22 protein-coding genes are annotated in these 25,559 nt (G+C 38.5%); 13 read left to right on the forward strand and 9 right to left on the reverse strand.

Annotated features, from left to right (window positions below; translation table 11 throughout):
• Window positions 1-6: 6 nt before the first annotated feature.
• The 9 genes from L656_RS0115725 (at window position 7) to L656_RS0115765 (ending at window position 9,551) form a co-directional block, all read left to right on the forward strand.
• Entirely contained in the window at window positions 7-516 is a 510-nt protein-coding gene (locus tag L656_RS0115725; RefSeq protein ID WP_024599915.1) for an outer membrane lipoprotein carrier protein LolA, read from the forward strand.
• Between the two features lie 46 nt (window positions 517-562).
• Complete coding sequence (locus L656_RS0115730; RefSeq protein WP_024599916.1) at window positions 563-2,803, forward strand: MMPL family transporter; 2,241 nt, start codon at window positions 563-565, stop codon at window positions 2,801-2,803.
• Window position 2,804: 1 nt separating this feature from the next.
• Complete coding sequence (locus tag L656_RS0115735; protein WP_024599917.1) at window positions 2,805-4,043, forward strand: NAD(P)/FAD-dependent oxidoreductase; 1,239 nt, start codon at window positions 2,805-2,807, stop codon at window positions 4,041-4,043.
• On the forward strand, window positions 4,031-4,591 hold the full coding sequence (locus L656_RS0115740) for a DUF3261 domain-containing protein (protein ID WP_024599918.1): 561 nt from the start codon (window positions 4,031-4,033) through the stop codon (window positions 4,589-4,591). The genes L656_RS0115735 and L656_RS0115740 overlap by 13 nt, the downstream gene beginning before the upstream one ends.
• Window positions 4,588-5,757 carry a beta-ketoacyl-ACP synthase gene (locus L656_RS0115745; protein WP_024599919.1) on the forward strand — a complete coding sequence of 390 codons (1,170 nt, stop codon included), beginning with the start codon at window positions 4,588-4,590 and terminating at the stop codon, window positions 5,755-5,757. The genes L656_RS0115740 and L656_RS0115745 overlap by 4 nt, the downstream gene beginning before the upstream one ends.
• Entirely contained in the window at window positions 5,750-6,205 is a 456-nt protein-coding gene (locus L656_RS0115750) for an ApeP family dehydratase (RefSeq protein WP_024599920.1), read from the forward strand. The genes L656_RS0115745 and L656_RS0115750 overlap by 8 nt, the downstream gene beginning before the upstream one ends.
• Window positions 6,202-6,927: a 3-oxoacyl-ACP reductase FabG gene (fabG, locus tag L656_RS0115755; protein WP_007580797.1), complete on the forward strand. Its 726-nt coding sequence runs from the start codon at window positions 6,202-6,204 to the stop codon at window positions 6,925-6,927. The genes L656_RS0115750 and fabG overlap by 4 nt, the downstream gene beginning before the upstream one ends.
• A complete protein-coding gene (locus L656_RS0115760) occupies window positions 6,927-8,156 on the forward strand; it encodes a beta-ketoacyl-ACP synthase (RefSeq protein WP_024599921.1) in 1,230 nt (409 codons plus the stop codon). Before fabG ends, L656_RS0115760 begins: the two co-directional genes overlap by 1 nt.
• A gap of 90 nt (window positions 8,157-8,246) precedes the next feature.
• A complete protein-coding gene (locus L656_RS0115765; protein WP_002958629.1) occupies window positions 8,247-9,551 on the forward strand; it encodes a DEAD/DEAH box helicase in 1,305 nt (434 codons plus the stop codon).
• A gap of 31 nt (window positions 9,552-9,582) precedes the next feature.
• Here the strand turns inward: L656_RS0115765 and L656_RS0115770 are convergent, their stop codons facing one another.
• Together L656_RS0115770 and L656_RS0115775 are read right to left on the reverse strand one after the other, a co-directional pair.
• Entirely contained in the window at window positions 9,583-11,082 is a 1,500-nt protein-coding gene (locus tag L656_RS0115770; RefSeq protein ID WP_024599922.1) for an amidase family protein, read from the reverse strand.
• A 95-nt stretch (window positions 11,083-11,177) separates the two neighbouring features.
• Complete coding sequence (locus L656_RS0115775; protein WP_024599923.1) at window positions 11,178-12,785, reverse strand: NAD(P)/FAD-dependent oxidoreductase; 1,608 nt, start codon at window positions 12,783-12,785, stop codon at window positions 11,178-11,180.
• Between the two features lie 194 nt (window positions 12,786-12,979).
• On the opposite strand from L656_RS0115775, the gene fdxA reads away from it, so the two are divergent.
• The 3 genes from fdxA to L656_RS0115790 all read left to right on the forward strand — a co-directional run bounded on the left by fdxA (window position 12,980) and on the right by L656_RS0115790 (window position 18,013).
• Complete coding sequence (gene fdxA / locus L656_RS0115780; protein WP_024599924.1) at window positions 12,980-13,303, forward strand: ferredoxin FdxA; 324 nt, start codon at window positions 12,980-12,982, stop codon at window positions 13,301-13,303.
• Window positions 13,304-13,438: 135 nt separating this feature from the next.
• Entirely contained in the window at window positions 13,439-15,682 is a 2,244-nt protein-coding gene (locus L656_RS0115785) for a carbohydrate binding family 9 domain-containing protein (protein ID WP_024599925.1), read from the forward strand.
• 576 nt (window positions 15,683-16,258) lie between these two features.
• Window positions 16,259-18,013, forward strand: a complete 1,755-nt coding sequence (locus L656_RS0115790) for a putative bifunctional diguanylate cyclase/phosphodiesterase (RefSeq protein WP_414704784.1) — start codon at window positions 16,259-16,261, stop codon at window positions 18,011-18,013.
• Between the two features lie 70 nt (window positions 18,014-18,083).
• On the opposite strand, the gene L656_RS0115795 is transcribed toward L656_RS0115790, so the two are convergent.
• The 7 genes from L656_RS0115795 to L656_RS0115825 all read right to left on the reverse strand — a co-directional run bounded on the left by L656_RS0115795 (window position 18,084) and on the right by L656_RS0115825 (window position 24,865).
• Window positions 18,084-18,788, reverse strand: coding sequence for a TorF family putative porin (locus tag L656_RS0115795; protein ID WP_024599927.1), 705 nt, complete (start codon window positions 18,786-18,788; stop codon window positions 18,084-18,086).
• Window positions 18,789-18,797: 9 nt separating this feature from the next.
• Window positions 18,798-20,015, reverse strand: coding sequence for a BCCT family transporter (locus L656_RS0115800; protein WP_024599928.1), 1,218 nt, complete (start codon window positions 20,013-20,015; stop codon window positions 18,798-18,800).
• Window positions 20,016-20,173: 158 nt separating this feature from the next.
• Window positions 20,174-21,841, reverse strand: a complete 1,668-nt coding sequence (betA, locus tag L656_RS0115805) for a choline dehydrogenase (RefSeq protein ID WP_024599929.1) — start codon at window positions 21,839-21,841, stop codon at window positions 20,174-20,176.
• Window positions 21,842-21,852: 11 nt separating this feature from the next.
• Window positions 21,853-23,316, reverse strand: coding sequence for a betaine-aldehyde dehydrogenase (betB, locus tag L656_RS0115810; RefSeq protein ID WP_024599930.1), 1,464 nt, complete (start codon window positions 23,314-23,316; stop codon window positions 21,853-21,855).
• Between the two features lie 13 nt (window positions 23,317-23,329).
• Window positions 23,330-23,893 carry a transcriptional regulator BetI gene (betI, locus tag L656_RS0115815; RefSeq protein ID WP_080668972.1) on the reverse strand — a complete coding sequence of 188 codons (564 nt, stop codon included), beginning with the start codon at window positions 23,891-23,893 and terminating at the stop codon, window positions 23,330-23,332.
• A 409-nt stretch (window positions 23,894-24,302) separates the two neighbouring features.
• Window positions 24,303-24,608 (reverse strand): hypothetical protein, encoded by a 306-nt coding sequence (locus L656_RS0115820; protein WP_024599931.1) that lies wholly within the window; start codon window positions 24,606-24,608, stop codon window positions 24,303-24,305.
• Window positions 24,608-24,865, reverse strand: a complete 258-nt coding sequence (locus L656_RS0115825; protein ID WP_008169639.1) for a DUF3081 domain-containing protein — start codon at window positions 24,863-24,865, stop codon at window positions 24,608-24,610. The genes L656_RS0115820 and L656_RS0115825 overlap by 1 nt, the downstream gene beginning before the upstream one ends.
• A 146-nt stretch (window positions 24,866-25,011) precedes the next feature.
• On the opposite strand from L656_RS0115825, the gene L656_RS0115830 reads away from it, so the two are divergent.
• On the forward strand, window positions 25,012-25,559 hold a 548-nt coding region (locus tag L656_RS0115830; protein ID WP_024599932.1), incomplete at its 3' end, for a tyrosine/phenylalanine carboxypeptidase domain-containing protein.

The following is a 25,559-nucleotide window of genomic DNA, read 5'->3' on the forward strand; positions in this document are numbered from 1 at the left end:
ATTTAGATGAATTTATTAAAATGTTTTACATTGAGTGTAGCCATTAGCTTTTTACTGTTTTGCTCTGTAGTAAATGCAGCACCAATTAAAGGTGAGTTTAAGCAATATAAGCAATTTAATGGATTTGCTAAACCTTTTATTTCGTCGGGTGTTTTTTCGTTGATTGATGAAAAGCTCATTTGGCAAGTGAAAATGCCTGTTGAGAGCATGCTCATAATAGAAAACGGCAAAGTGCTTGCACAAAATGCTAATGGTGAGTTAATACCACAACCCGGTAGTGAGCAATTTGTAGGATTACTGAGTGACTTACTCAGCGTAAATATGAGTGCGCTGGAAACTCGTTTTGATATTGCTAAAATGCAAGGTAGCTGCACACAGTTAACACCAAAAGAAGCGATGTTACAGCAATTATTTAGTGATTTTATTTTATGTGAAGCTGCTAAGCAAGTGAGCAGTATTGTACTAAATGAGCACTCAGGAAATAAAACAAAAATTGAGTTTACTTATCCCAAATAAAATTATGTTTTTAAATAATGCAGTGGTTAATTAAGGGAATAGTGCAATGACAAAACGAATTACCGTTATTGTTGGGTGGTTTAGCAGTTTAATTTTACTTTTTGCTGCTGCTTTTTGGTTGTCTAAACCAACGTTTAGCGCCGATATGTTTAGCTTATTGCCAAAGTCGCACTCCCAAATTGCACATGCGGAAGATGTCTTTTTTCAGCAAAATGCTAACCGTATTATGTTCTCATTTGCAGGAAATAATAAAAATAAAGCATTTGATGATTTCCAAAAATGGCTTGACGTTAATGAAATTAAAAGCACATTTAACTTTCCGTCCGTTAACGATTTAGCGCAAACATTCTCACCTTTCAAACATGCGTTATTAAGTGATACTTACAAGCAAATATTAAGCGAAAAAACAACGTTTGAACATTATTACCTTGAGCAATTAAATCAGTTAGGCAACCCATTTGTAAGTGCTACCTTAAGCAAAGATACAAGTTTGAGCTTAGCGGCATTTATAGAAGATAACTTAAGACAAAGCCAATTGTTTACGCTTGAACAAGGTCGTTTAACTCGACGTTTAAAAGGCATTGAATACCGTGTTATTTTGGCAAATTTAGCGCCTGAATATTTAGGGGTTAATAAATCAATTGATTTAGCAGATACAATAATTAAACAGATCAATATCCTTAATAAAACCTACCCTGATTTAAGCATTACTTACTCTGGTGTGCTATTTCATACGGCTGAAAATGCTAAACAAGCTAAATACGAGATGAGCCTGTTTGGTGGCATTAGCTTATTAGCCCTTATTGTTATGGTATTTTGGGTATTTAGGCGTTTAAACAGTATTTTATTGGCAAGCTTTACCGTACTAAGTGCACTTATTGGCGGCGCTATCGCTATGGTGTTGCTGTTTAATACTATTCATTTATTAACGCTTGTTTTTGCAGTTACCTTGATTGGTATTGCCATTGATTATGCATTTCATGGTATGACAGACTTAGCCAAAAAAGAGCATGAAAAAGGCTACAGCAGAGGGACACAATCTGCGCTTTTACTATCTCTTATTACTACTACGCTGGGTTATCTCTGCTTACTAGGTGCGCCACTAACGTTATTATCTCAAGTCTGTGTGTTTGTTATTGCGGGTTTGGTGAGTGCTTGGCTATTTACAGTTTTAGTTTTGCCATTGTGGCAATCTACACTCACGTTATCGCCTTCGAGTTTATTGATGAGTCAAAAGCTCATTCAGGTTTTTTTACACTGCAATAGTTTAAAAAAGCCAATACTAATTACGTTATTAGCCCTTATAAGTGCGTTATTTTTAATAAAACCTATTAGCTTTAATGATGATGTAAAGCTATTAAACGCGAGCCCCGAGCATCTAATGCTAAACGAAAAAAAGCATTTGTTATTACTTGGGCAATGGGATAGCCAAATTGTTTTTATGTTTGCAGATAGCGACGAAGCGCTTTTACAAAAACAAGAACAATTTTTAAACCGCTTAACGCAACTAAACCCTAATTTTAAACATAATAGCATTAGCCATTGGTTGCCTAGTTTACAAAAACAGAGGCACAACCAAGTCTTGTTTGAACAGGCTAAAAATAAAGGAACTTTGAATATTGCTGAGCGCGTTACAGGGCAAGCGTTAGCAAGTACAAAAGCACCGTTATTAACTTATGAAACACTCGCCACGAGTACATTTAAACCATTATTGCTTTCTCAAATGGTTGTTGAGTCAGAACAATCGATAACGTGGGTGTCTATTTCGGGTATTTCATCTGATCAACTAATTAATGAGGTTGAAAAAAACAATGGAATTTACCTTTATAATAAACCTAAGCAAATTAGTGCTTTATTAAGTGATTACCGTGAATATTTACTATTAAGCCTAGTGCTTGCGGGTTTTATTAGTTGGCTGCTTTTTAGTTGGCGATTTACGATTAAGATAGCGCTGCTGCAGGTGACCATTTTATCTGTTGTGGTGTTGAGCATGCTTTGGGTATGTAATGCGATTCAAGGTAGCTTGTCGTTATTTAATTTACTCGGTGCGTTACTTGTTATTGCCTTAGCAATTGATTACCTCGTTTTTTATCAAATAAATAAGTTAGAGCCCAAAAATGTGTTGGCGATTAGCTTATCGGCTGCGTCATCAATGTGGGTATTTGGCATGTTGAGTGCATCTGATACACCCGCTATTTTTAGCTTTGGACTGAGTGTAATGGTAGGGATTTTAGCTATTTACTTTTTATCACCGCTGAGTGTTTTAAAGCCTCAAAAGGAACAATAATTTGAATAACCTTGAGCAGTACGATGTTGTTGTTATTGGCGCTGGGCCTTCGGGTGCATTGGCTAGTAGTCTTTTAGTTCAAAAAGGATGGCGGGTACTGGTACTTGAACAGCAGGCGTTTCCACGTTTTTCAATTGGTGAAAGCTTACTGCCGCAATGTATGGCGTACTTAGAAGACGCGGGCTTAATCGATACACTACATGACAATGCAGCGGCTTTAGGTTTTCAGTTTAAAGATGGCGCTGCTTTTCATCGGGCAGGGCAAAATACAACTATAAATTTCACTGAAAAATTTACTAAAGGCCCAGGCACTACGTATCAAGTGAAAAGAGCCGACTTTGACAAATTATTAGCAGACAAAGCACAAGGACAAGGCGTAGAAATCAGATATAAGCACACGGTGGTTGACTACTGTGATGAGCCAAATGGTGCATCATTAGTGGTACACAATGAGCAGCAGCAAGCTTATCGCGTTAATGCCCGATTTGTATTGGACGCAAGTGGCTTTGGGCGTGTATTACCAAAATTGTTAGATTTAGAGCTTCCTTCTAACTTTCCTGTTCGAAGCGCTTATTTTAGTCACTTTAAAGACAATATTAGTGATACAAGCTTCGATCGAAATAAAATTTTGATTACCGTACACCCTCAATATTCAGACGTGTGGTATTGGCTTATTCCCTTTAGTGATGGTACTGCGAGTATTGGGGTTGTGGCGCAGTCAGAGCGTTTTAATGATGATGAATCTAGCGATTTACTAAATCAATTTATAGAGCAAGACCCTTATTTAAAAACACTGTTAGCACAGCGTGAGTTATTAACTCCAGCAAAAAATATAAAAGGCTACTCGGCAAATGTGAGTAAGTTATATGGTAAGCACTTTGCTTTATTGGGTAATGCGGGGGAATTTTTAGACCCGGTATTTTCATCAGGTGTAACAATTGCACTCAAATCTGCAAATTTAGTTGCCCCACTTGTTGATCGCTATTTAAAAAACGAAGTCGTCGATTTTGACGCTCACTACGCACAGCCATTACAAGCTGGAGTCGATTGTTTTAGAACATTTGTAACAGGGTGGTACGATACGCGTTTTCAGGATGTGATATTTTACTCTGAACAAAATACTCAGGTGCGAGAAATGATTAGTGCTATTTTAGCGGGCTACGCATGGGATACAAATAACCCATTTGTTGCACAAAGTGAACGCCGTTTAAATGTGTTGGCTCAGTTATGTCAAAATTAATTAAGTATGCGGTGTGTAGTGTATTTATATTTGCTGTATTGAGCGCATGTACGAGTTTTACAGCATCTAAAAATAGAGTGTATCTATCACCTAATATTCAATTAAATATTAATAGCGTGCCAGCACAAATGTTTGATAAGTCTTGGCAGCATGTTTTGTATATTACGAATCAGCAAAACACACACACTGTATTTGCCCAATTAGCTATAAATGACAAAGGTGCAATTAAGTTATTGTTAATGACAGTGCAAGGCTTTCCAATTATGGAGCTTGAAAAACCTTTAAATGGCCCAGTAAAAACACGAAATATGCTGGCGGTAGAAGGGATAGACCCTCATTATATTTTAGCGGATATTGCATTAGTACATTGGCCAGTAGCATTTTTACAAAAGCAGTTAGAGGGTGCTTTAATAAAGCAGGTTGGCTCTAATCGGGAAGTATTTAACGATGAGGGTACATTTATCACCATTGACTATAGTGATGATTCGACAACGTTGAACAATATTTTACATCAGTATCAAATAACATTTAAAAAGGTAGCACAGTGACATATTGGCTGAATGATTTAGGCATTGTGAGTGCGATGGGCATAGGCCAAGATGCAACTACAACAAGCTTAAATAAATATAACCCTGCAACTCCTTTATTAACTTTAAATAAAAGTTTAAGTGCTGAGCAAACTCCGCTGTATGTCGGGCAAGTTCAGTCTATTGCTTTATCAAATAATAAACGTATCAATACATTTATTGATCTAGCTTTAGAGCAGATTAAGCCAACCTTAGATAAACTTTCGCATATTGATAAGTCGCGTATCGCAATTGTAATGGGTACTAGTACATCAGGTATTCATGATGGCGAAAGAGCACGTAAAAGCTATGAAAGTACAAAACTCTGGCCTGATGACTTTAGTTACAGTGATCAAGAGTTGGCAACACCCGCTCATTACATTGCACATAAAATAGGGGCTCTAGGGCCTTGTTACAGTATTTCTACTGCGTGCACGTCGAGTAGCAAAGCGTTAATTAGCGCTCGAGCTTTGCTAAATGCTGATTTAGCCGATGTGGTAATTTGTGGTGGAGCGGATAGTTTGTGCCAATTAACAATTAATGGCTTTGACTCGCTCGCTTCTTTAAGCTCGGGTTTATGCCAGCCTTTTTCTAGCACCAGAGACGGCATTAATATTGGTGAAGGGGCCGCTTTATTTGTAATGACTAAAAATAAGCCAATAACAAATAACGGCGTTACGTTACTAGGCAGTGGCGAAAGCTCAGATGCGCATCATATGTCAGCCCCCGATCCTAATGGGATGGGCGCCCAAGCCTCAATGGAAAAAGCACTAAAAAGCGCAAAATTATCCTGTGGTGATATTGATTATATTAACGCTCACGGTACGGCTACTGTAAAAAATGACGAAATGGAAGCACTTGCAATTAATCGCGTGTTTGGCAACAATACCCCGCTTAGCTCAAGTAAGCATTTAACAGGGCATACTCTTGGTGCTGCAGGCGCCATTGAAGCCGGTATATGTTGGTTATTATTAAAAGACAGCGGCCAACATATGCTGCCATATAACGTGATTAAAGAAGGCAGTGATTTGGCTGATATAAAAATAATAAAACAAGCGTTTAAGCCCGCTCTTAAATACTGCTTATCTAATTCATTTGCGTTTGGCGGTAATAATGCCAGCTTAATATTGGGAGTTAACGTTGACTAATTACCCTATAGAGCAAGTAGTCCCGCATGATGCGCCTATGATTTTAATAGATAGCCTTTTAACACACAGCGAAGATGAAGCTCAATGCGGCGTTACTATCTCTGAGCAAAGCCCTTTTTTTAGTCCTGCAATTAACGGCGTACCTAGCTATATTGGTGTTGAGTACATGGCGCAGTCTATTGCTGCTTACGCTGGTGCGTTAGCGAATGATGAAAATAAACCTGTAAAAATTGGTTTTTTAATTGGCACGCGAAAATATCAAACTTATCAACCGTGTTTTAAAAACGGCAGTAAGCTGACTATTGAAGTGAAAAAGCTATATCAAGAAGAGTCAGGTTTAAGTGTATTTGAATGCCAAATACTCGTGTGTGAAACTCTACTTTGCCAAGCAAAAATTAATGTATTTCAGCCTGAAAACCCGTTGGAATTTATAAGAGAAAATCAATGACAAAAAGAATTTTAGTTACGGGTTCAAGCCGTGGTATTGGTAAAGCTATTGCGTTAAAACTTGCTGAGCAAGGGTTTGATATTGCCGTACATTGCAGAGCGGGTGTTGAGCAAGCTCAAGCAACATGCGATGAAATTAATGCATTAGGTAGAGCCACCAGTTTATTACAATTTGATGTATGTGACAGAGAGCAGGCCAAAGCACAAATAATAGAAGATATAGCTCAGCATGGCGCTTATTATGGCGTGGTGTGTAATGCAGGTATTACTAACGATATGGCATTTCCTGCTATGCAAGGGGAAGACTGGGATTGTGTAATACGTACAGGCCTTGATGGGTTTTATAATGTAGTACACCCAACTGTAATGCCTATGGTACAAAGCCGTAAAGGTGGGCGAATAATTACAATGTCATCGGTGTCAGGTATTGCAGGTAACCGAGGGCAAGTAAATTATAGTGCAGCAAAAGCCGGTATTATTGGGGCCACTAAAGCACTTGCATTAGAATTGGCAAAACGCAAAATCACAGTTAATTGTGTGGCACCTGGTTTAATAGAAACCGCGATGACTGATGAATTACCTATTGATGAAATGATGAAAATGATACCCCTTAAACGCATGGGGAGCGTTAAAGAAGTTGCGGGAACAGTCGCTTTTTTAATGTCTGATGATGCAGCTTACATAACACGCCAAGTAATTTCGGTTAATGGTGGCATGGTTTGATTAAACGCGTTGTTGTAACAGGCATGTCGGTGGTCACTGCATTGGGCGATGATTGGACTGAATTCAAAAAAGCCTTAATTAAAGGCGAAAATGCTGTTGTTACTATGCCAGAGTGGGATATAGCTGACGACCTCAATACTCGTTTAGCCGCGCCAGTTAAACACTTTGAGCGACCAAGTCATTACAAACGAAAACAAATCCGTTCAATGGGGCGAGTGTCACTTATGTCAACTCGTGCTACTGAATGCGCACTTGAACAAGCCAAATTACTCGAGCACGACAGTCTAACAGATGGCTCTACGGGTATAGCGTATGGCTCATCTACTGGCTCTACTGAGCCATTACTCGCCTTTGCAAATATGATGGAAACGGGGTCGATGTCAGGTGTAACAGCCACGAGTTACATTAAAATGATGGCGCATACTGCCCCTGTAAATGTTGGTGTGTTTTTTGGTTTAAAAGGGCGTGTTATAACAACAAGCTCTGCTTGTACATCGGGATCTCAAGGAATAGGCTTCGCCTATGAAGCGATTAAGTTTGGCCGACAAAAAATAATGGTGGCTGGTGGAGCAGAGGAATTATGCATCACAGAGGCTGCAGTATTTGATACGCTTTATGCAACATCTACAAAAAATGAAACACCAAAACAAACACCAAGACCTTTTGATAAAAATCGCGATGGCTTAGTGATAGGCGAAGGCGCGGGTACACTTATTTTAGAAGAATACGAACATGCAAAAGCGCGCGGAGCAACAATATTAGCTGAGGTGGTTGGTTTTGGTTGTAATTCTGATGGACAGCATGTTACTCAACCAACATCAAAAACAATGCAACTAGCGATAGAAATGGCACTGCAAGATGCCAATTTAGAACCAGGAAAAATTGGTTACGTTAATGCGCATGGTACATCAACAGATAAAGGTGATATTGCCGAGTCTCACGCAACGTTTAAAGCATTGGGCAGCAAACCTATTAGCTCGTTAAAAAGTTATTTGGGGCATACATTAGGTGCTTGTGGTGCAATAGAAGCATGGGCAAGCATTAATATGATGGCTGATAACTGGTTTGCACCAACAATTAATTTAGATAACGTTGATGACGAATGTGCTCAGCTTGATTACATAAGGCATCAAGGGCGTGAGATTAATACCGATTACGTGATGAGTAATAACTTTGCGTTTGGTGGTATTAACACCTCTTTAATATTTAAACGCTATAAAGTAGATTAAACACGTTAAAAGATAAGTTATGACTAACTGTTAGCTCGTTTTTACTGTATAATTTGCGACCCTTGATAATGTGGCCGTAGGTTATACAGCATGAATTTTAAATCTTTTAGTTTCGCTCCTGAAATCATCCAGGCGTTGGACGAACTTAACTATCACACCCTTACGCCCATTCAGCGCGCAGCAATTCCTGCTGTTCGTAAAGGTAAAGACGTTTTAGCCAGTGCACAAACTGGTACCGGCAAAACTGCCGCGTTTGCTTTACCTATCATCCAAAAATTGGTTGAGTCTGAACTCAGCACAACTAATGCACCTCATGCATTAGTACTTGCTCCAACGCGTGAACTTGCAGAACAAATTGCAAATAATTTTAGAGATTTTGCAAAGCATACATCACTTAAAGTCGTTAGCTTATTTGGTGGTGTTAGCACTGCCGGCCAAGCAAATGCTTTAAAAGAAGGTGTAGATATTGTTGTTGCAACGCCAGGTCGTTTATTTGATCATATTCGTTTAGGTAACTTAAGCCTTGCAAGTGTTAAGCACCTTGTTCTTGATGAAGCTGACCGTATGCTTGATATGGGCTTTATTGAAGATATGCAAAACGTTATTAAAAGCTGTGCAGAAGAGCGCCAGATTTTACTTTTCTCTGCTACATTCCCTGCAGCAATTAAACAATTTGCATCTAAAGTATTGAAACAAGCTGAAATAGTGCGTGTTGATCAAACTAACAGTACAGCAAGCACCGTTGAGCATGTTGTTTACCCAGTTGAAGAACGTCGTAAGCAAGAGCTACTTTCTGAATTGATTGGTAAGAAAAACTGGCAACAAGTGCTTGTCTTCGTAAACATGAAAGAAACAGCTGATGAGCTTGTTAAAGAGCTTAATCTTGATGGTATCCCGGCAGGCGTTTGCCACGGTGATAAATCTCAAGGTAACCGTCGTCGTGCTTTACGTGAATTTAAAGAAGGCAAGGTACGCGTATTAGTGGCTACAGAAGTCGCTGCTCGTGGTATTGATATTGATGGCTTACCTCGTGTAATTAATATTGATTTACCATGGCTTGCAGAAGATTACGTTCACCGTATTGGCCGTACAGGTCGTGCTGGTCGCCAAGGTCAAGCAATCTCATTTGTTAGCCGTGAAGAAGAAAACACTTTGTTTGAAATTGAAACGCTAATCGGCCAAAAAATCAAACGTGTATATTTAGAAGGTTATGAAGTAAGTAACCGTGAAGTACTAATTGATAAAATTGGTAAAAAACCAGCGCATTTACGCCGTACACGTTCTAACAAGTTATCAGGACAAGCAACCGGTGAAGCGAGAGCAGTAAATCGCTCACGTATTTCAAGCGTTCGTAAAAGCTTAAAAGGCGAAAAACTGTCACTTAAAAAGTCATAGTTACGCCGTTTAGTTTAAAAAAAACCTGAGTTTACTCAGGTTTTTTTGTGCCTGGTGATAACACCTCGTCAATAATATTTGCGTATAAATAAGCCGCTTGCTCGTCCTCTTTATTTGCTATTATGGACAAACCAACCGGTAAACCACTTACTTTTCCGACCGGTAGGGTTATGTGCGTTGTGCCAGCAATAGCAGATAACGAACTACTACTGCCATTAAAATTATCACCATTAACTAAGTCAGTTTTCCAGGCGGGGGATACTGTAGGCGCTATAACAATATCAAGCTTGTTGTTTTTGTATACATTAACAATGGCTGTCGTTGCTAAAGTGCGATAGCGTTCTTTAGTCTCCTGGTATTTTTGTTTGTTAGTTAAATCAATAGCCTGTGATTGAACTAGGATGTCTTGCTCAAAGTGGGGCATTTCTGTTTTTTTATTTTGAATATTAAAATTAATAAGTGCTTTTAGGCTTTTAACAGCCACTTGTGTTGGAGTGTTTGCGAGGTAATGATTAATTTCGGCTTTAAAGTCGTAGAGTAAAATATAGTATTCATCAGCAAATAGCGTATCTAAGTTATCAGTAATATCTACATTAATAACAGTGTGCCCAGCCTGTTTTAATGCTTGTAACTGCTTGGCATAAAGGCGCTGCGTTTCAACTGTAAATTTGTCGCTAGGCAGTGCACCAATAATAAGTGATGATTTTGATTTTAGATTACCTGTTTTTAATTCAAACCCTGTAGTTGTCGCATCAAGGGAGTCTTCACCTTGCAAAACAGATAAAACCAGCAGCGAATCTTTAAGTGAATGCGCCATCGGCCCTACTGAATCTTGGCTACTTGAAAGAGGCACAACGCCTGAGCGTGATACTTGGCCCATACTCGGTTTTATTGCATAAACTCCATTTACTGAGGCAGGGCACGTAATTGAACCGTCTGTTTCAGTCCCTAATGCTATAGGCGCAAAGTTAAGTGCTACCGCAACAGCAGAGCCTGCACTAGAACCACATGGGTTACGTGTTACATCGTGCGCATTATGTGTTTGTCCGCCTACAGCACTCCAGCCCGAAGATGAATAGGATGAACGAAAATTTGCCCACTCACTTAAATTAGCTTTACCTAAAATTATAGCGCCCGCATTTCGTAGTTGTTTAACAACAAAAGCATCATTATTAGTAACGTTATTTTTAAGTGCTAAAGAGCCAGCCGTTGTGGGAAGGGTGCCTCTAGTTTCTATATTATCTTTAAGAAGTACAGGTATTCCATGTAATGGTCCAGCCCAAGTTCCTTTAGTGGCAAGTTCATCTAACGTTTTAGCTTGAGCAAGTGCTGTAGGCTCTAAGCTAATAACCGCATTATATTGTGGATTAAGTTTATTAATTCGGTCTATATAATTTTGGGTGAGTTGCTGTGCATTAATAGAATTATTTTTATATGCACTGTGAATTTCACCGATGGTTTTTAGTTCTTGTGCTTTAGTGTTAAAAATTGCTAATACACTAAGCAGCGAAAAGGTAAATGTTTTGATCATTGTTGAGGTGCTTGGATTGTTATTATTTTCTATACATTTAGCACAAAAAAGCCTCACAAAGTGAGGCTTTTCGATAAACAGCTTAAAAAAGAGGTTTAAGCGTTTTCTAGCATAGACAGCGCAACCGCCTCAGCTGCTTTAATACCATCAATACCCGCTGATAAAATACCGCCAGCGTAACCTGCACCTTCACCAGCAGGGTAAAGCCCTTTAGTATTAATGCTTTGGAACGTTTTATCGCGTTTAATACTGATTGGCGACGAAGTACGTGTTTCAACACCAGTTAGTAAACCGTCATTAGTAGAAAAACCACGGATTTGTTTATTAAAAGCAGGTATAGCTTCGCGAAGAGCATCAATAGCAAATTGCGGTAGTACCTTACTTAAATCAGTTAACTTAATACCGGGGGTGTAAGATGGTTGTACTTCACCTAACTCTGCAGATGATCTACCTTTTAAGAAGTCACCAATTAATTGTGCTGGTGCATCGTAGTTGCTACCACCAAGCTCATACGCTTGCTCTTCAAGTTTACGTTGTAAGTCTATACCAGCAAGCGGATTACCAGGAAAATCCTGCTCTGGAGAAATACCTACAACAATAGCGCTGTTAGCATTGCGCTCACTTCGCGAATATTGGCTCATGCCATTGGTTACTACACGTCCTTCTTCAGACGTTGCCGCTACAACAGTACCGCCTGGGCACATACAAAAGCTGTAAACTGTGCGACCATTATCACAATGGTGAACAAGTTTATAATCGGCAGAGCCTAAAATAGGGTTACCGGCATTTGTACCAAAACGGCATTCATCGATCATTGATTGTTTATGTTCGATTCTAAAACCGACTGAGAATGGCTTTGCTTCAACGTAAATGCCTTTTTTGTGGATCATGTCAAACGTGTCACGAGCACTGTGACCTACAGCTAATACAACATGGCGAGTATTTAACTGCTCACCATTTGAAAGCGTTAAGCCTGTTACTTGCCCATCATCTAAATGAATGTCGTCAACACGTGTACTAAAGCGAATTTCACCACCGAGTTCGATTATACGAGCACGCATTTTTTCAATCATGGTGACAAGTTTAAATGTACCAATATGTGGCTTACTTACGTATAAAATTTCATCTGGTGCGCCAGCTTCTACAAATTCAGTAATGACTTTACGACCATAATGTTTTGGATCTTTTACTTGGCTGTATAATTTACCATCTGAAAAAGTACCTGCGCCACCTTCACCAAACTGTACGTTTGATTCTGTATTAAGTGTACGTTTACGCCAAAATCCAAACGTGTCTTTTGTACGTTCACGTACTTCTTTACCGCGCTCTAATATAATGGGATTAAAACCCATTTGAGCAAGTAATAAGCCTGCAAATAAACCACAAGGGCCAAAACCAATAACGACAGGGCGCTCTGTTATATTTTCGCTGGCTTGGGCTACAAATTTATAGTTTGTGTCTGGCGCTACTTTTACATGTTGGTCTTTTTCAAATGCTGAGAGTAGCTTGGCTTCGTTATCAACTTCTATATCGAGTGTATAAATAAGTAAAATAGCTGATTTTTTACGTGCGTCATAACCACGTTTGAACACATTAAAACTGTGCAATTGTTCTGGTTGGATTTTTAGTTTATTTACAATTGCTTGACCAATTGCATCTTCGTCATGATCAAGTGGCAGCTTTATTTCGGTTAAACGTATCATTTATATCTCTTTTAGGTGTCATAGCGGGGTATTATTACCGCTCACAATAAGGGAATGCAGGGCACAATGGGTGTGCAAACATAAGGCGCGTATTTTACGTTAAAATAGGGTGATATGGCACTTATTTATTGTATTTTTGGGGTGGATGGGTATGATCCACAACTGTTGTTTAAAATCTTAGGTATTAAAATAGTATGGCGTTTGTAGTCACCGAAAATTGTATAAAATGCAAGTACACCGATTGCGTGTCAGTGTGCCCAGCAGATGCATTTTTTGAAGGCCCTAATTTTTTAGCTATTAGCCCGATTGATTGTATCGATTGCGGTTTATGTGTCCCTGAATGTTCAGCTGATGCAATATACCAAGAAGATGAGCTACCAGAATCTCAAAAAGAGTTCACAGAATTAAATGCTGAACTCGCATTGGTCTGGCCGCGCATTACAGAGGTTAAACCTGCACCAGAGGACGCTGATGTATGGAATGGTATAGACAATAAGCTTAAACTACTCGAAACTTGATGGGTAACATTAGTTACTCCTTTATCATTAAATAGTTAATTTTTCATTTCAAAGTATTAACAAATGTACCTGGATAAATTACAATCCCCAGCTTAAGTTACTCCCTATGAGTAATTACAGTCTAAATGGATGTTTATGCAGTACTTTATAACTATAATAAAAAAGTTTACCTTCCTATTTTTAAGTTTCGTTTTATTACTCTCAAGCCTTGATGTAGCGGCTAGTAAACAGCAAGTACCCTTATCTCGTATTGATTCAAATATCACTATTGATGGTGTTATGGATGAAGCGCACTGGAAAAACGCGACACGTATACCTCTACTCTACCAAGATGAGCCTAACGAAAAAGGCACACCTCCTGTAAAAACTGATGCTTTTATTTACGAAGATGGCACAAACTTATATGTTGCCTTTATTGCAGAGGATCCAAACCCTGAGCAAATTCGTGCATCACTTCGTGACCGCGATACGCTGTGGGAAGACGACGTAGTTATTCTTGTTATTGATACATTTAATGATGAACGCAGTGGTTATGAATTTCATGTGAATCCCCTTGGTGCACAAGGCGATATAAGAATGACCGACACCGATGGGTGGAGTTCAGATATCTCATGGAATGCTATTTGGGATAGCGCAGGGCAAATTAACGAGAAAGGTTACGTTGTTGAAATGCGTATTCCTTTTAAGGCACTGCGCTTTCCTGAAAATGAAAAAGAGCTAACGTGGGGTTTTTCAGTCATGAGAAACTATCAACGTGATGTTTTATATCAGCTATCAAATATGGGGTTTGATAGAAATATAAAATGTAGCCTTTGTCAGTTTGATAAGTTAGTGGGTTTTAGCGATATTGAATCGAGTAAAAATATTCAATTAACACCTACATTGACCGCACTTCGTAACGATAATAAATCTGAATTACCGGGCAACTGGGATAATGGCGATATTGATACCGAAGTGGGCTTAGATTTGCGTTGGGGTTTAACCAAGGACGCTGTTTTAAATGCGACGATCAATCCAGATTTTTCGCAAGTAGAAACAGACTCTTTAGAGCTTGATGTAAATACAACATTTTCTATTTATTACGCCGAAAAACGACCTTTCTTTTTAGATGGTGCTTCTTACTTTAAAAGCAGTTTATTTGAGCTCTTATACACGCGTACAATTGCAGAGCCTACCTTAGGTGCAAAGCTGACGGGTAAAACGGGTGATCATAGTTATGCTTTGATGCTCGCTGACGACGACAATAGTAATATTTTACTGCCTACGAATCAGGGCTCAGGCTTTGCAAGCCTAAACAAAAAAACGAATGCGGCCGCTGGGCGTTATCAATATGACTTAGGTCAGCAAGGCACTATTGGCATTTCAAGCACGCACAGAGAAAGTGATGACTATCACAACACTGTATTATCAGTGGACGGTAGCTACTGGTTTAATCAATCGGACACTCTTTTGTATCAAGTATCATCTGCTGATACACGTAACTCTGAATTTTTAATTCAAAATTATAACCTATCTGAAACTCAGTCAGATGAAGCATATGCCCTAGAACTTACGCGCGATAAACGTGATTACAAATTGTTTGCATCGTATGAAAATATTGGGCAGGACTATCGCACTGATTTAGGTTATCAAGCTAAAGTAGATTATGAAAAAGTAGGCTTTGGTGGTGGACAAACATGGTACAGAGATGAGTCTGATTTACTTACCTCATGGTCATACGAAGCTGACTGGGATAAAACGTGGGCGCAAAACGGCGACTTACTTGAAGAAGAATACGAAGGCTTTTTAAGCTTCAAAGGCCAAAAGCAATCTATTTTTGAAATTGGTTTAGTGCACCGTTATGAAAACTATAACGATAATTTTTATAATCAAAATATTGGTTTTATTTACACCGGTTTTAAACCCACTAAAGATTTAAAGCTTTCGTTATATATTGAATACGCTAGCCGCATTGATTATGCAAATGAGCAACTAGGCGATGCGTTTGACACTCAAACCCAAGTGGTGTGGGACATTAACGACCATTGGCAACTCGATGTAAAACATAACTACAGCCAATTAGATAATCCGCAAGGGGATCGTGTATTTACTGCTAACCTAGTCGATTTTAGACTTCATTATAAATTTAGTATGCGTTCAATTCTTAAATTAATTTTACAATTTGAAGACATTGATAGAGACGAAAACGCCTATTTTTACCAAGTTAGCCAAATCAATAAAGACTACGGTAGTCAGCTTGTTTACTCATATAAAATTAATGCACAAACGTTGTTTTATTTGGGTTACTCAGATAGAGGTTACCAAGACGATTCTCTTAAAAATATTGAGCGAGATCAACGTACATTTTTTACAAAAGTTAGCTATGCATGGCAGCTTTAAATATTAAAATAATAATTGTATCTGCGATAATTGTTACATTCCTAGGTTTTTTAACAAGGCATGATGTTGAAGAATAATTTTAGGAAATGTTGTATTAAAGCATCGGGAATGTCAGAAAGGATTATCAAAGACAGATACTAAAGGCTGCAATGGTGTGGCCTAGATTGACGCTGAAGAAAAATTATAGAGCTTATTGACGGTATGTATTAAATTTTAAACAATTGAAACCTTTTTGTTTATTTTTGTTAATCCCACCTATACTATATTAAATTGAGTGAGTTAATCCGTTATTGTTACAGTTTTTTGTTATTCTAATGGCTTAGGATTATATCAATGCTTGCTTAGTACTAAATGCAGGCGATATAATTCGTTTTTTGGTGATGGGTTTAATGGGAGAAGCAAAATAGATGGATTTTTTTTATGAGTAAACTTAAACCGCTCGGTTTTATTTTTCTAATTATAATTCTATTTTGTTTTTGTATAAACATAGAGTTAACGAATCAGATCAACCGTATAAATTTATTTAATACCAGTATTGATATACGAAGTTTCGAAATAACTAATACCACTCTTGAAATGGCTCCTTGGTATAACCCCATTTTGAATGGCCATTATATTATTGAGCAGCCTACTGCCGATTTTTTACTTATTAAAACCACTGAGACCCAGTTTGTAGCAGCTGATTCAAATAAGCTAATTGTAATGACGCTTGCATCACCTATTAACTTTTTACTCTTATGTATTTTAGTATTCGGATCTGGTTTGTATTTACGTAGGGAGCGCAGAAAGCGCCACTATAAAAATCAGATAGCAGAGCTTAACCTTCAAGCCAATAGCTTATTAACTGCATTTAACTTGCAAGTAAAACCAGCTGAGAACCCTTTGGGTGTAAGCAGCTTAGGTCAGTCTATAAATAGTTTAAATACGCATGTTGCTAATTATGTAAAACAAACACAAACCAGTATATGCCAAGACAAACTGACGCTGTTAATTGACCGCCATGCTTATATTGAACATATCGACAGACAAATTAATCATGCTAACCAAGAAGATCTCAAATGTGCACTCCTGTTTATCGACCTTGATGGCTTTAAACAAGTAAACGACTCATTTGGTCATAGTTTTGGTGATGAAATATTAGTTCAAGTTGCTACTCGCCTTGCCAATGTTCTACGCCACCATAAATTAAGTAACATAAATAGTGCTAACCAATTAGAGCAAAACTTATCGAGGTTGGGAGGAGATGAATTTTCCATTTTTATAGAGTTACTTGATGATAGCGACAGAGTTGTTGAAATTGCTAAACACGTGCTTAGTGAGCTTGAAAAAGACTTTGTGCTAGGTAATAAAATAGTAAAAATTAGTGCCAGCATTGGTATTGCGTCTTATCCAGAAAGTGCATCAACGCCGCAGGCTCTTTTGCAATTAGCTGACGTGGCTATGTATAGGGCTAAAAGCGATGGTAAGGGGATATTTAAAGTTTACTCACCAGAAATGGGTAACAAAATGCGCCGTTACCATTATTTACTTGAAGAGCTGCGTTTAGCGGTCGCATGTAAAGATTTTTACTTATCTTTTCAACCGATTGTACATGTTGAAGATTGTATGATTGATTATTTTGAGGCGCTTACCCGATGGGATCACCCAGTTGAGGGTATGATCCCCCCTTCAGAATTTATTCCAATAGCAGAGGAATCTAATTTAATATTAGAGCTTGGCGATTGGATTATGCTTGAATCGTGTAGACAGATGGCTGCATGGCACAATGCAGGTATGCGCAAAGTGAAAATATCAGTTAATGTTTCGGGCATTCAATTAAAGCACCGTGATATTTATGATTGGGTAATGAAGAAGCTTAAAAAAACCGGCTTACCAGCTACGTCTCTGATGCTTGAAATTACTGAATCTACATTCATTAAAGCCAGCCCTAAAATAATTAAAGACTTAAGTAGATTAAGAGAAGAGGGCATTACCATTGCAATTGATGATTTTGGTACAGGTTTTAGCTCGTTAAGTACATTAGCTGATTTACCAATAGATGTTATTAAAATTGATCGCTCGTTTATATCTCAAGCTAATAAGAGCCAAAAATATAACGACATATTAAATACAATTAGTGATCTAGGGAAAAAGTTAGGTCTTAAAATTGTGGCTGAAGGCGTTGAAGAAATAGGGCAGTTTGAACTTGTTAAAAAAATGGGTGTGAGTTCTGTTCAGGGTTATTTAGTAAGCCGACCTGAGTCATCAGCTAATGTAGGTAATAAAGTATTACGCAATAACACCAGTAACCTTTCAGCATCGGGTACAAGTGCTTGGGATATTGTTAGTTAGTTAGTTAGTTTATAAATAAAAATGCCACTCTAAATAGAGTGGCATTTTTGTTTAATCAGTAATAATTGTATTAAAGATCAAATGTGCGAGAAACAGCAAGTACGATACGCTCATCAGCATAATCGTAATCTAAGCTTGTGTTTTCAGCAGCCACTTCAATACCAAAACCTTCGTAGCTTGTTTGGTATGCCAAGCGATAGTGGTGGTATGATTTATCACCCTTAGCGCCATCCCACTGAAACTTATCGCCATCAAGTGAATTTGAAATATCAAAACTTGCACGTAGTGCGTGGTTTGGAGCTAGTTCATAAGTGTGAGCAACCATTGAAATTACATGACCGGCGCCTGTTCCAAAGTAATCCCAGCTGTACCAAAAGTTAAGCTCAGTTTGTCCGTACTCACTTGCGTAACCAAATTTTGTGTAAGCTTCAGCGTAGTTTCCATCGCTGTTATTACCTTGGTACGTGTAATAAGCTATACCGTAGTCAACGCTAAATTGCTCATCAAGTTGCACATACTTACCTACATAGGCATCAAGTTCAAAATCAGTGTCGTCACCAAAATCTACATTTGAAGCCCATACACCTGCGTAAACACCGCTGTCAAAGGCATAGTCCAAGCTACCTTGAATTGCAGGATCGCTATCTGTTTGTGTTACACCATTAAAAGTGTAGTCAGACGCTGCAGTGATTGTTGTTGACCAATCAGCTGCTGCAGTTGTTGATAAAAGCGCAAATGGTAGTGCTACTGCAAGTTGTTTTAGTTTGTTATTCATTATTTATCCCTAGTGTACTGTGTCAATTTTTGTGTAATCAATTTCGTTTGCTTTTGGTGAGCTATCTATATTCGTTACTGTTTTAAATTTACTGTAACCAATAAAAGCAGCACAGATAAAGAACAAGCCAATAACTAATGCACCTACCCACTGAATTTGTAAAAATTCCAATTTAAACAATAGTGTAAGTAGTGATAAAGCAACAATGTTTCCGACTATGTATTTCATTTTTCCAAAACGCTTTACGGTAAAGTTTAGGTTATCTGTATATAAACGCACTAACGAATCGAGTGAGTTAATTACAAATACAATACCTACAAATACCATAGCAAAGTTTTTAATACCTTGAGTTGGAATGCCCGCTTCGTGGTAGTGATAAAGTACACTAAACCAAATTGCGATAGGAATAGAAGGGAAAATCAACATTGCAGCCAATACTTGGTATGTTTTAAGTCCACCAACAAAGCGTGATGTAAATTGACCAATCATTATGCTCCATGCGAACCACCAAAATAAGTAAAATTCATGGTAATCATTAAGTGGTAAAACAAATTCATTAATATTAGCAAAGTAAGTACCAATAGAGCCTAAGTTATCTGTAAATGCTGACATTTGACTATCACCGATCACAAATGCGCCAGCCCACATAAAGGCGATTAATACTAAAAATAACCACGTAGTAGAAATACTTAAAATACGTACATATTTAATATCAGTACTTGAGTACACAGCAAAACAGATAGCTGCAAACACAATTAAATAAAACTCAGAAACTATACTTGTTCCATCACCTAATTCGGGTAAATACCATGGTAGGTTTGTAAGCAATAAATAAGCGGTAAATGCACATGTACCAATAATTACAACGTTATTGATAAATTTAACCCAAGGAATTTCGAAAAATTTCACTTTAGGTTCTATTACACAGAAATAAAAGCACGTAAGAAAGTAAAACCCCCAGATCAAAAATCCCCAGTAGCCAAACTCAATAGCCAGTGGATTTGCAAACGCGTATTCTGGGCTTGCTTTTATGTCTGCATAACCTGCAAACTCAGTTAAAGGAAACATGATAAGGCCAACATCAAGGCCAGAAGTAAATAGTATTGCTATAAACGTAAAGGTTCGAACTGGTGTTACACCTACTACGCGAACATTACCCCATTTAATTAAAATAGTGATAATGGCAAGTAAGGTAAAAATGATCCCTGCATTAAGCCAAATAGTCATTGTTACCCTCCAGTAATGAATAAAAATAATTCATAAGCACTCCGTATTTTATTGTTTTATTCTCGCATTAACACAACGTAACCTATTTACATCGTGTGCCACTGCAAGGCACGCATTGGTTTAGCCCGACGAGACTAAACCTGAGCATGTGGCTAAAGTTAGATCTCCGTACTACGTTGTGTTTCTTGCCAGTTTTTTGTTATGGCAACATTCACATCCGATTTCTGTAATGGGTCTTTACCTAAAATTATGTCAGCTGCTTTTTCGGCAACCATAATAGTAGGCGCATTCAAGTTTCCGTTAGGAACCGTTGGGAATATAGATGAGTCAACAACACGTAATCCTTCAATACCATGTACTTGCGTATTTGAGTTAACAACGGCCATATCATCTTCACCCATTTTGCATGAGCAAGAAGGGTGGTAGGCACTTTCTACGGCTTGGCGTACAAAGGCATCTATTTCTTCATCTGTTTGAATATGTTTACCTGGTTGAATTTCTTCATCGCGGTATTCATCAAAGGCACTTTGCTCGATTATGTCGCGTGTTAAGCGAACGCATGCTCTAAAGCCTTCAATATCGTCTTGATGCTCAAGGTAATTAAATAAAATGGTTGGTGGTTGCTCAGGATTTGCAGAAGCAATAGTCACACTACCACGGCTTTTTGGTTTGTTATGACCAACATGTACTTGAAAACCATGACCTGCAAATGCGCTTCGACCGTCGTAACGCATAGCCGCTGGTAAAAAGTGATACTGAATATCTGGCCATTCAACACCTGGTTTTGAGCGAATAAACGCACACGATTCAAAATGATTCGTTGCACCTAAACCCGAACGCGTTAATAACCAGCGCGCGCCAATCAACCCTTTTGAAACAATGCCTAGCTTGCCATTAAGCGTGATAGGTTGCTTACACTTGTATTGAAAGTAAAACTCAAGATGATCTTGTAAGTTTTGACCAACACCAGGTAGATGATGCTGTACTTCAACGCCTGCTTTTTCAAGCGCTTGTGTGTCACCAATACCAGAGAGTTGTAAAATATGTGGAGAGCCGATTGGGCCTGCACTTAATACAACGTCTTTTGCAGCATATGCAGTTTTAACGTCGCCATTTACTTTGTATTCGATGCCAGTAGCTTTCTTGCCATCTAAAATCACGCGTTGTGCTAGTGCACCTGTAATAATCGTTAAATTACTACGCGATTTAACAGGGTCTAAATACTCACGCGAAGCAGAGCTGCGCACGCCGTCTTTTACGGTCATGTGCATTGGGCCAAAACCCTCTTGCTGCGACGCGTTATAATCATCTGTAGAAGCGTAACCGGCTTGTACACCTGCTTTGATAAAGGTGCGGTAAAGCGGGTTTTTCATTTCGTTGCCGTTATTAACGCCAAGCGGGCCTTTGCCACCACGGTAAGTATTTTCACCAAGGTAAAAGCTTTCTGCCTTTTGAAAATACGGTAAACACGATTGGTAATCCCAGCCGTTTGCACCGTGTTGCTGCCATTCGTCAAAATCTTTTGCGTGACCGCGTACATACACCATGCCATTAATAGATGACGAGCCGCCTAATACTTTACCGCGAGGACAATGCATCTCACGGTTATCTAAATGAGGCTCAGGCTGCGTATGAAACTGCCATGCGTATTTGTCACTATTCATAGGAATAGATAACGCGGTTGGCATTTTTATAAAAATACTTTTATCGCTACCGCCAGTTTCAAGTAGTAACACGCGGTTACTTGAATCTTCAGATAAACGGTTGGCTAAAACACAACCCGCCGAACCAGCGCCAACAATAATATAGTCGTAATGATTACTCATAGTAGGGCGCCTTAAAATGGGCTTTCTATGTCGGCCATACCAACATAAATAGACTTAGTTTGCGTGTATTGATCAAGCGTTTGTATACCATTTTCACGGCCAATACCCGATTGCTTATAACCGCCAACTGGCATTTCAGCAGGTGAGTTACCGTATGCATTAATCCAACAAATACCGGCTTGTAACTTATGAATCACGCGGTGCGCACGTTTAATATCGCTAGTAAATACGCCTGCAGCTAAGCCTAGGTGAGTCCCGTTAGCGCGTGCAATAACATCGTCTTCATCGTCAAAAACAAGCACGCTCATTACTGGGCCAAATATTTCTTCTTTAACGATAGTCATGTCGTCATTACAATCAATAAACACAGTCGGTGCTACAAAATAGCCATTAGGTGCAGATTTAGGGGAAAGCGTTGTACCACCGGTTAATAGCGTTGCACCTTCTTCGATGCCTTTATTAACGTAGCTCATTACTAGTTCTTGGTGCTTTTTAGAAATAAGTGCGCCAAAGTTAGTATTTAAATCTTGTGGGTCGCCAGCAATAATGTTTTTCTCAGTGCGCGCTTTAAGCTCATCAATAAATTGCTGATATACATTTTTATGAACGTAAATACGTGTACAGTTAGTACAAATTTCGCCTTGCGTATAAAAATTACCTAACATGGCCGCGCTAACTGCTTGCTCAATGTTGGCGTCATCGAATACTAATAGTGGAGATTTCCCACCAAGTTCCATCGTGACATCTTTTAAAGTACCGGCAGCACTTGCGACTACTTTTTTACCTGTGCCTACTTCACCCGTGAACGATACTTTGTCAATCTCGCTATGCTGCGTTAGCCACTGGCCTACATCGCCCGCGCCTTGAACAACATTAAACACACCTGCAGGTACGCCAGCTTCAACAAATACTTCTGCAAGTTTAAGCGCGCCCAGTGGCGTTTCTTCTGATGGTTTGAATATAAATGCATTCCCAGCAGCAAGAGCAGGGCCTGACTTCCAACATGCAATTTGTAGTGGGTAGTTCCATGCACCAATACCCGCACAAATACCTAATGGCTCTTTGCGTGTGTAGTAAAAGTCATCACCAACCATTTGTTGTTGGCCTACCTGTGCTGGCGCAAGACCTGCAAAGTATTCAATTACATCAGCGCCAGTTTCAATATCAACACAATTTGCTTCTTGCATTGGTTTACCGGTGTCGAGTACTTCTACAAGTGCTAGTTCATCGTTACGTTCGCGTAAAATAGCCACTGCTTTTAATAAAATGCGGCTACGTTCAATGGGTGTCATTGCTGACCACTGAGCAAAACCTTGCTTTGCACTCTCAATGGCTGCGTTTTGAATAAATTCGTCGGCAATTTCTACTGCGTAAATAACCTCGCCCGTTGCTGGGTTTGTTACATCAAATGTTTTGCCGTTCTGGTTTGCAAGAAAATGGCCGTTAATAAAATTTTGATAGACAGGTGTAGTCACGCTAGGCTCCATATTACTTGATAAGTGAAAGTACATAGCTTTTTGCTAACTTTTCACAGTGTTTAAACTGATTATTGTCTGATTTACTCAGTACTGCTCTTAACCATAGGCCATCGATCATTGCGGCGCTAAGTTCTGCAGCTTGATTTGCTTGCTCAATAGGCATTAATTGTTTAAAAGAAAATGCTAAATTACTTTGCAAGCGTTTACTGTTTACATTTTGTAGTCGGTGTAATTCTTCATCATGCATCGATTGCGCCCAAAAACTTAACCACGTTCGGGTTGTATCATTACGCTGTTGTACAAGCGCAAAGTTGGCTTCGATAATAAACATTAAACGTTCAGTCGCATTTGTTTGATGATTTACTTTGCCTATCAAGTCTTGTTTTAAGCTTGTTAGTAAGTATCGAACAGTGGCTTCAATCAGCCCCTGCTTACCACCAAAATAATGACTAATAATACCCGACGATAAACCTGCATTTTTACTAATGCTGTTTATAGTCGTTCCTTGTAATCCATTCGTCGCAACAGATTCTATAGTTGCGTCAATTAACTGCTGACGCCTGACAGGTTCCATTCCAACTTTAGGCATAATTTTTATTAATTGAACGTTCAATAAAGATAAGCTTAAGGTAATAGCTCTAACAATTCAAGGTTGAGGTAAATATCTAGATGCCAAAATGTAGATTAATCATTAATAAAAGTGCAACTAATGCGATAAAGAAGATAAAGTTTTATTTTATTTTATTACTTATAAAACATAGTGTTGAAAGGTTTTTTTTGAGATTAAATAATAGTAATGATTTGTTTACAGCAATAAATGAATAAAATGTGTAAAAATCGTTAGTGCAGTAATAGTTAGAGCACTAATAGTATTATTTTAATGCAAAAGCGCACTAAACCTGTAATTGCTTAGTGCTCTAATAAATTTATATAGAGAGTAAACTTTATGGTTTTATCGTTTTAAAGCGCTTGGTTTGGAAAGGTCAGGCATTATTAATAACACCTTTAAAAAGGAGAGGGTAACGTCTTAGTCTATTGCCAATATAGTCATCAGCTAAAATTTGCTGGCAAATGAAATCAATATCTTTGCTTGCTTCAAAAACCCAATCAAAGCGCTCTATAGCCAGTAAAAAACCACGCTTTAAATGAGTTTGAGCACGGTACTGTTCTAAATTGTCTTGAATAATAGAGACTTTGCTTGGATCAGCTCTAAGCTCTTCTACTACTTGGTTAATAAAAGTAGTATTGAGCTTACTGGTAGGGCGGTGTCTGAGTTTTCGTGGGTGCATTAGCTCTCGTTTGCAATGTTATATAATTTTTTCAAAAAGTCGTCTTTATGCTTTTCATGTTCATAGTCAAGGTGGTAAGTATTATGAAAACCAAAGCGCAGCTCTACGCCGCTACCTTGTAGGTATACTGTGTAACCATCTACGTCTGAATAAGCAGTAACGCCTTGATAGTGCTTACCTTCATCAGTCATTTCACCTTTTTGAATTATACGTTCATACACGGCTAAAATCTGTTTATTGTCGAGTTCGTTTTTCATGTTTTATACCTTTTATTTGATAACTCATACGATACAGATATGAGGGTCGATCATCTTAAAAACAATAGCTAAAAAAGTGTGATATTGCTTTGTAATTTAGCTTTTTTAAATTATGCTCAAAACTCATTTATTGTTGAGCTTACACCATGATAGACAAGGCGTTACTACTAAAAACTCGTGAGTTATCGGATCAATTAATTGCATTGCAAACGCCTATTAGGATACTTGATGCTATTAATTGGGATAAACAAACTAAAGAAGAGTTTTTTAGACAGAAATGTCAAAAAAACCCACTTATCGATCGTGCATACTATCAACAGCGCGACCTTGGTTTTGTACCTAGCGAGTTACGCCAAGCGTTTTCTACTTTGCACCGTAACATTATTAACCAACTAGGGCAGTTAAATCCGATTGCTCAATATATGGGAAAAATGTGCACTGAGTATAAAACGGTATTAAGTATGCTTGAATATCGAGGTACGCCAGAATTTCATGACTTATCGGTGGAGTTATTTGGTCACCCTAAAGACTTATTCCATGCCGGTGAGCCCTCACTCTCTGAGCTAGCTAATATGCTAGATAAACCGCTGCAAAATTTACTAATAGCCGACATACTGCCTGACGACCCTAAAAATATTGATGCTGTTGATGCTGTACGTATTTTGTCTGAGCAAGTAAACGCTAGTATGGCAGG

This window comes from Pseudoalteromonas sp. TAE56, from assembly GCF_000497955.1.
In the GTDB taxonomy this organism is placed as follows: domain Bacteria; phylum Pseudomonadota; class Gammaproteobacteria; order Enterobacterales; family Alteromonadaceae; genus Pseudoalteromonas.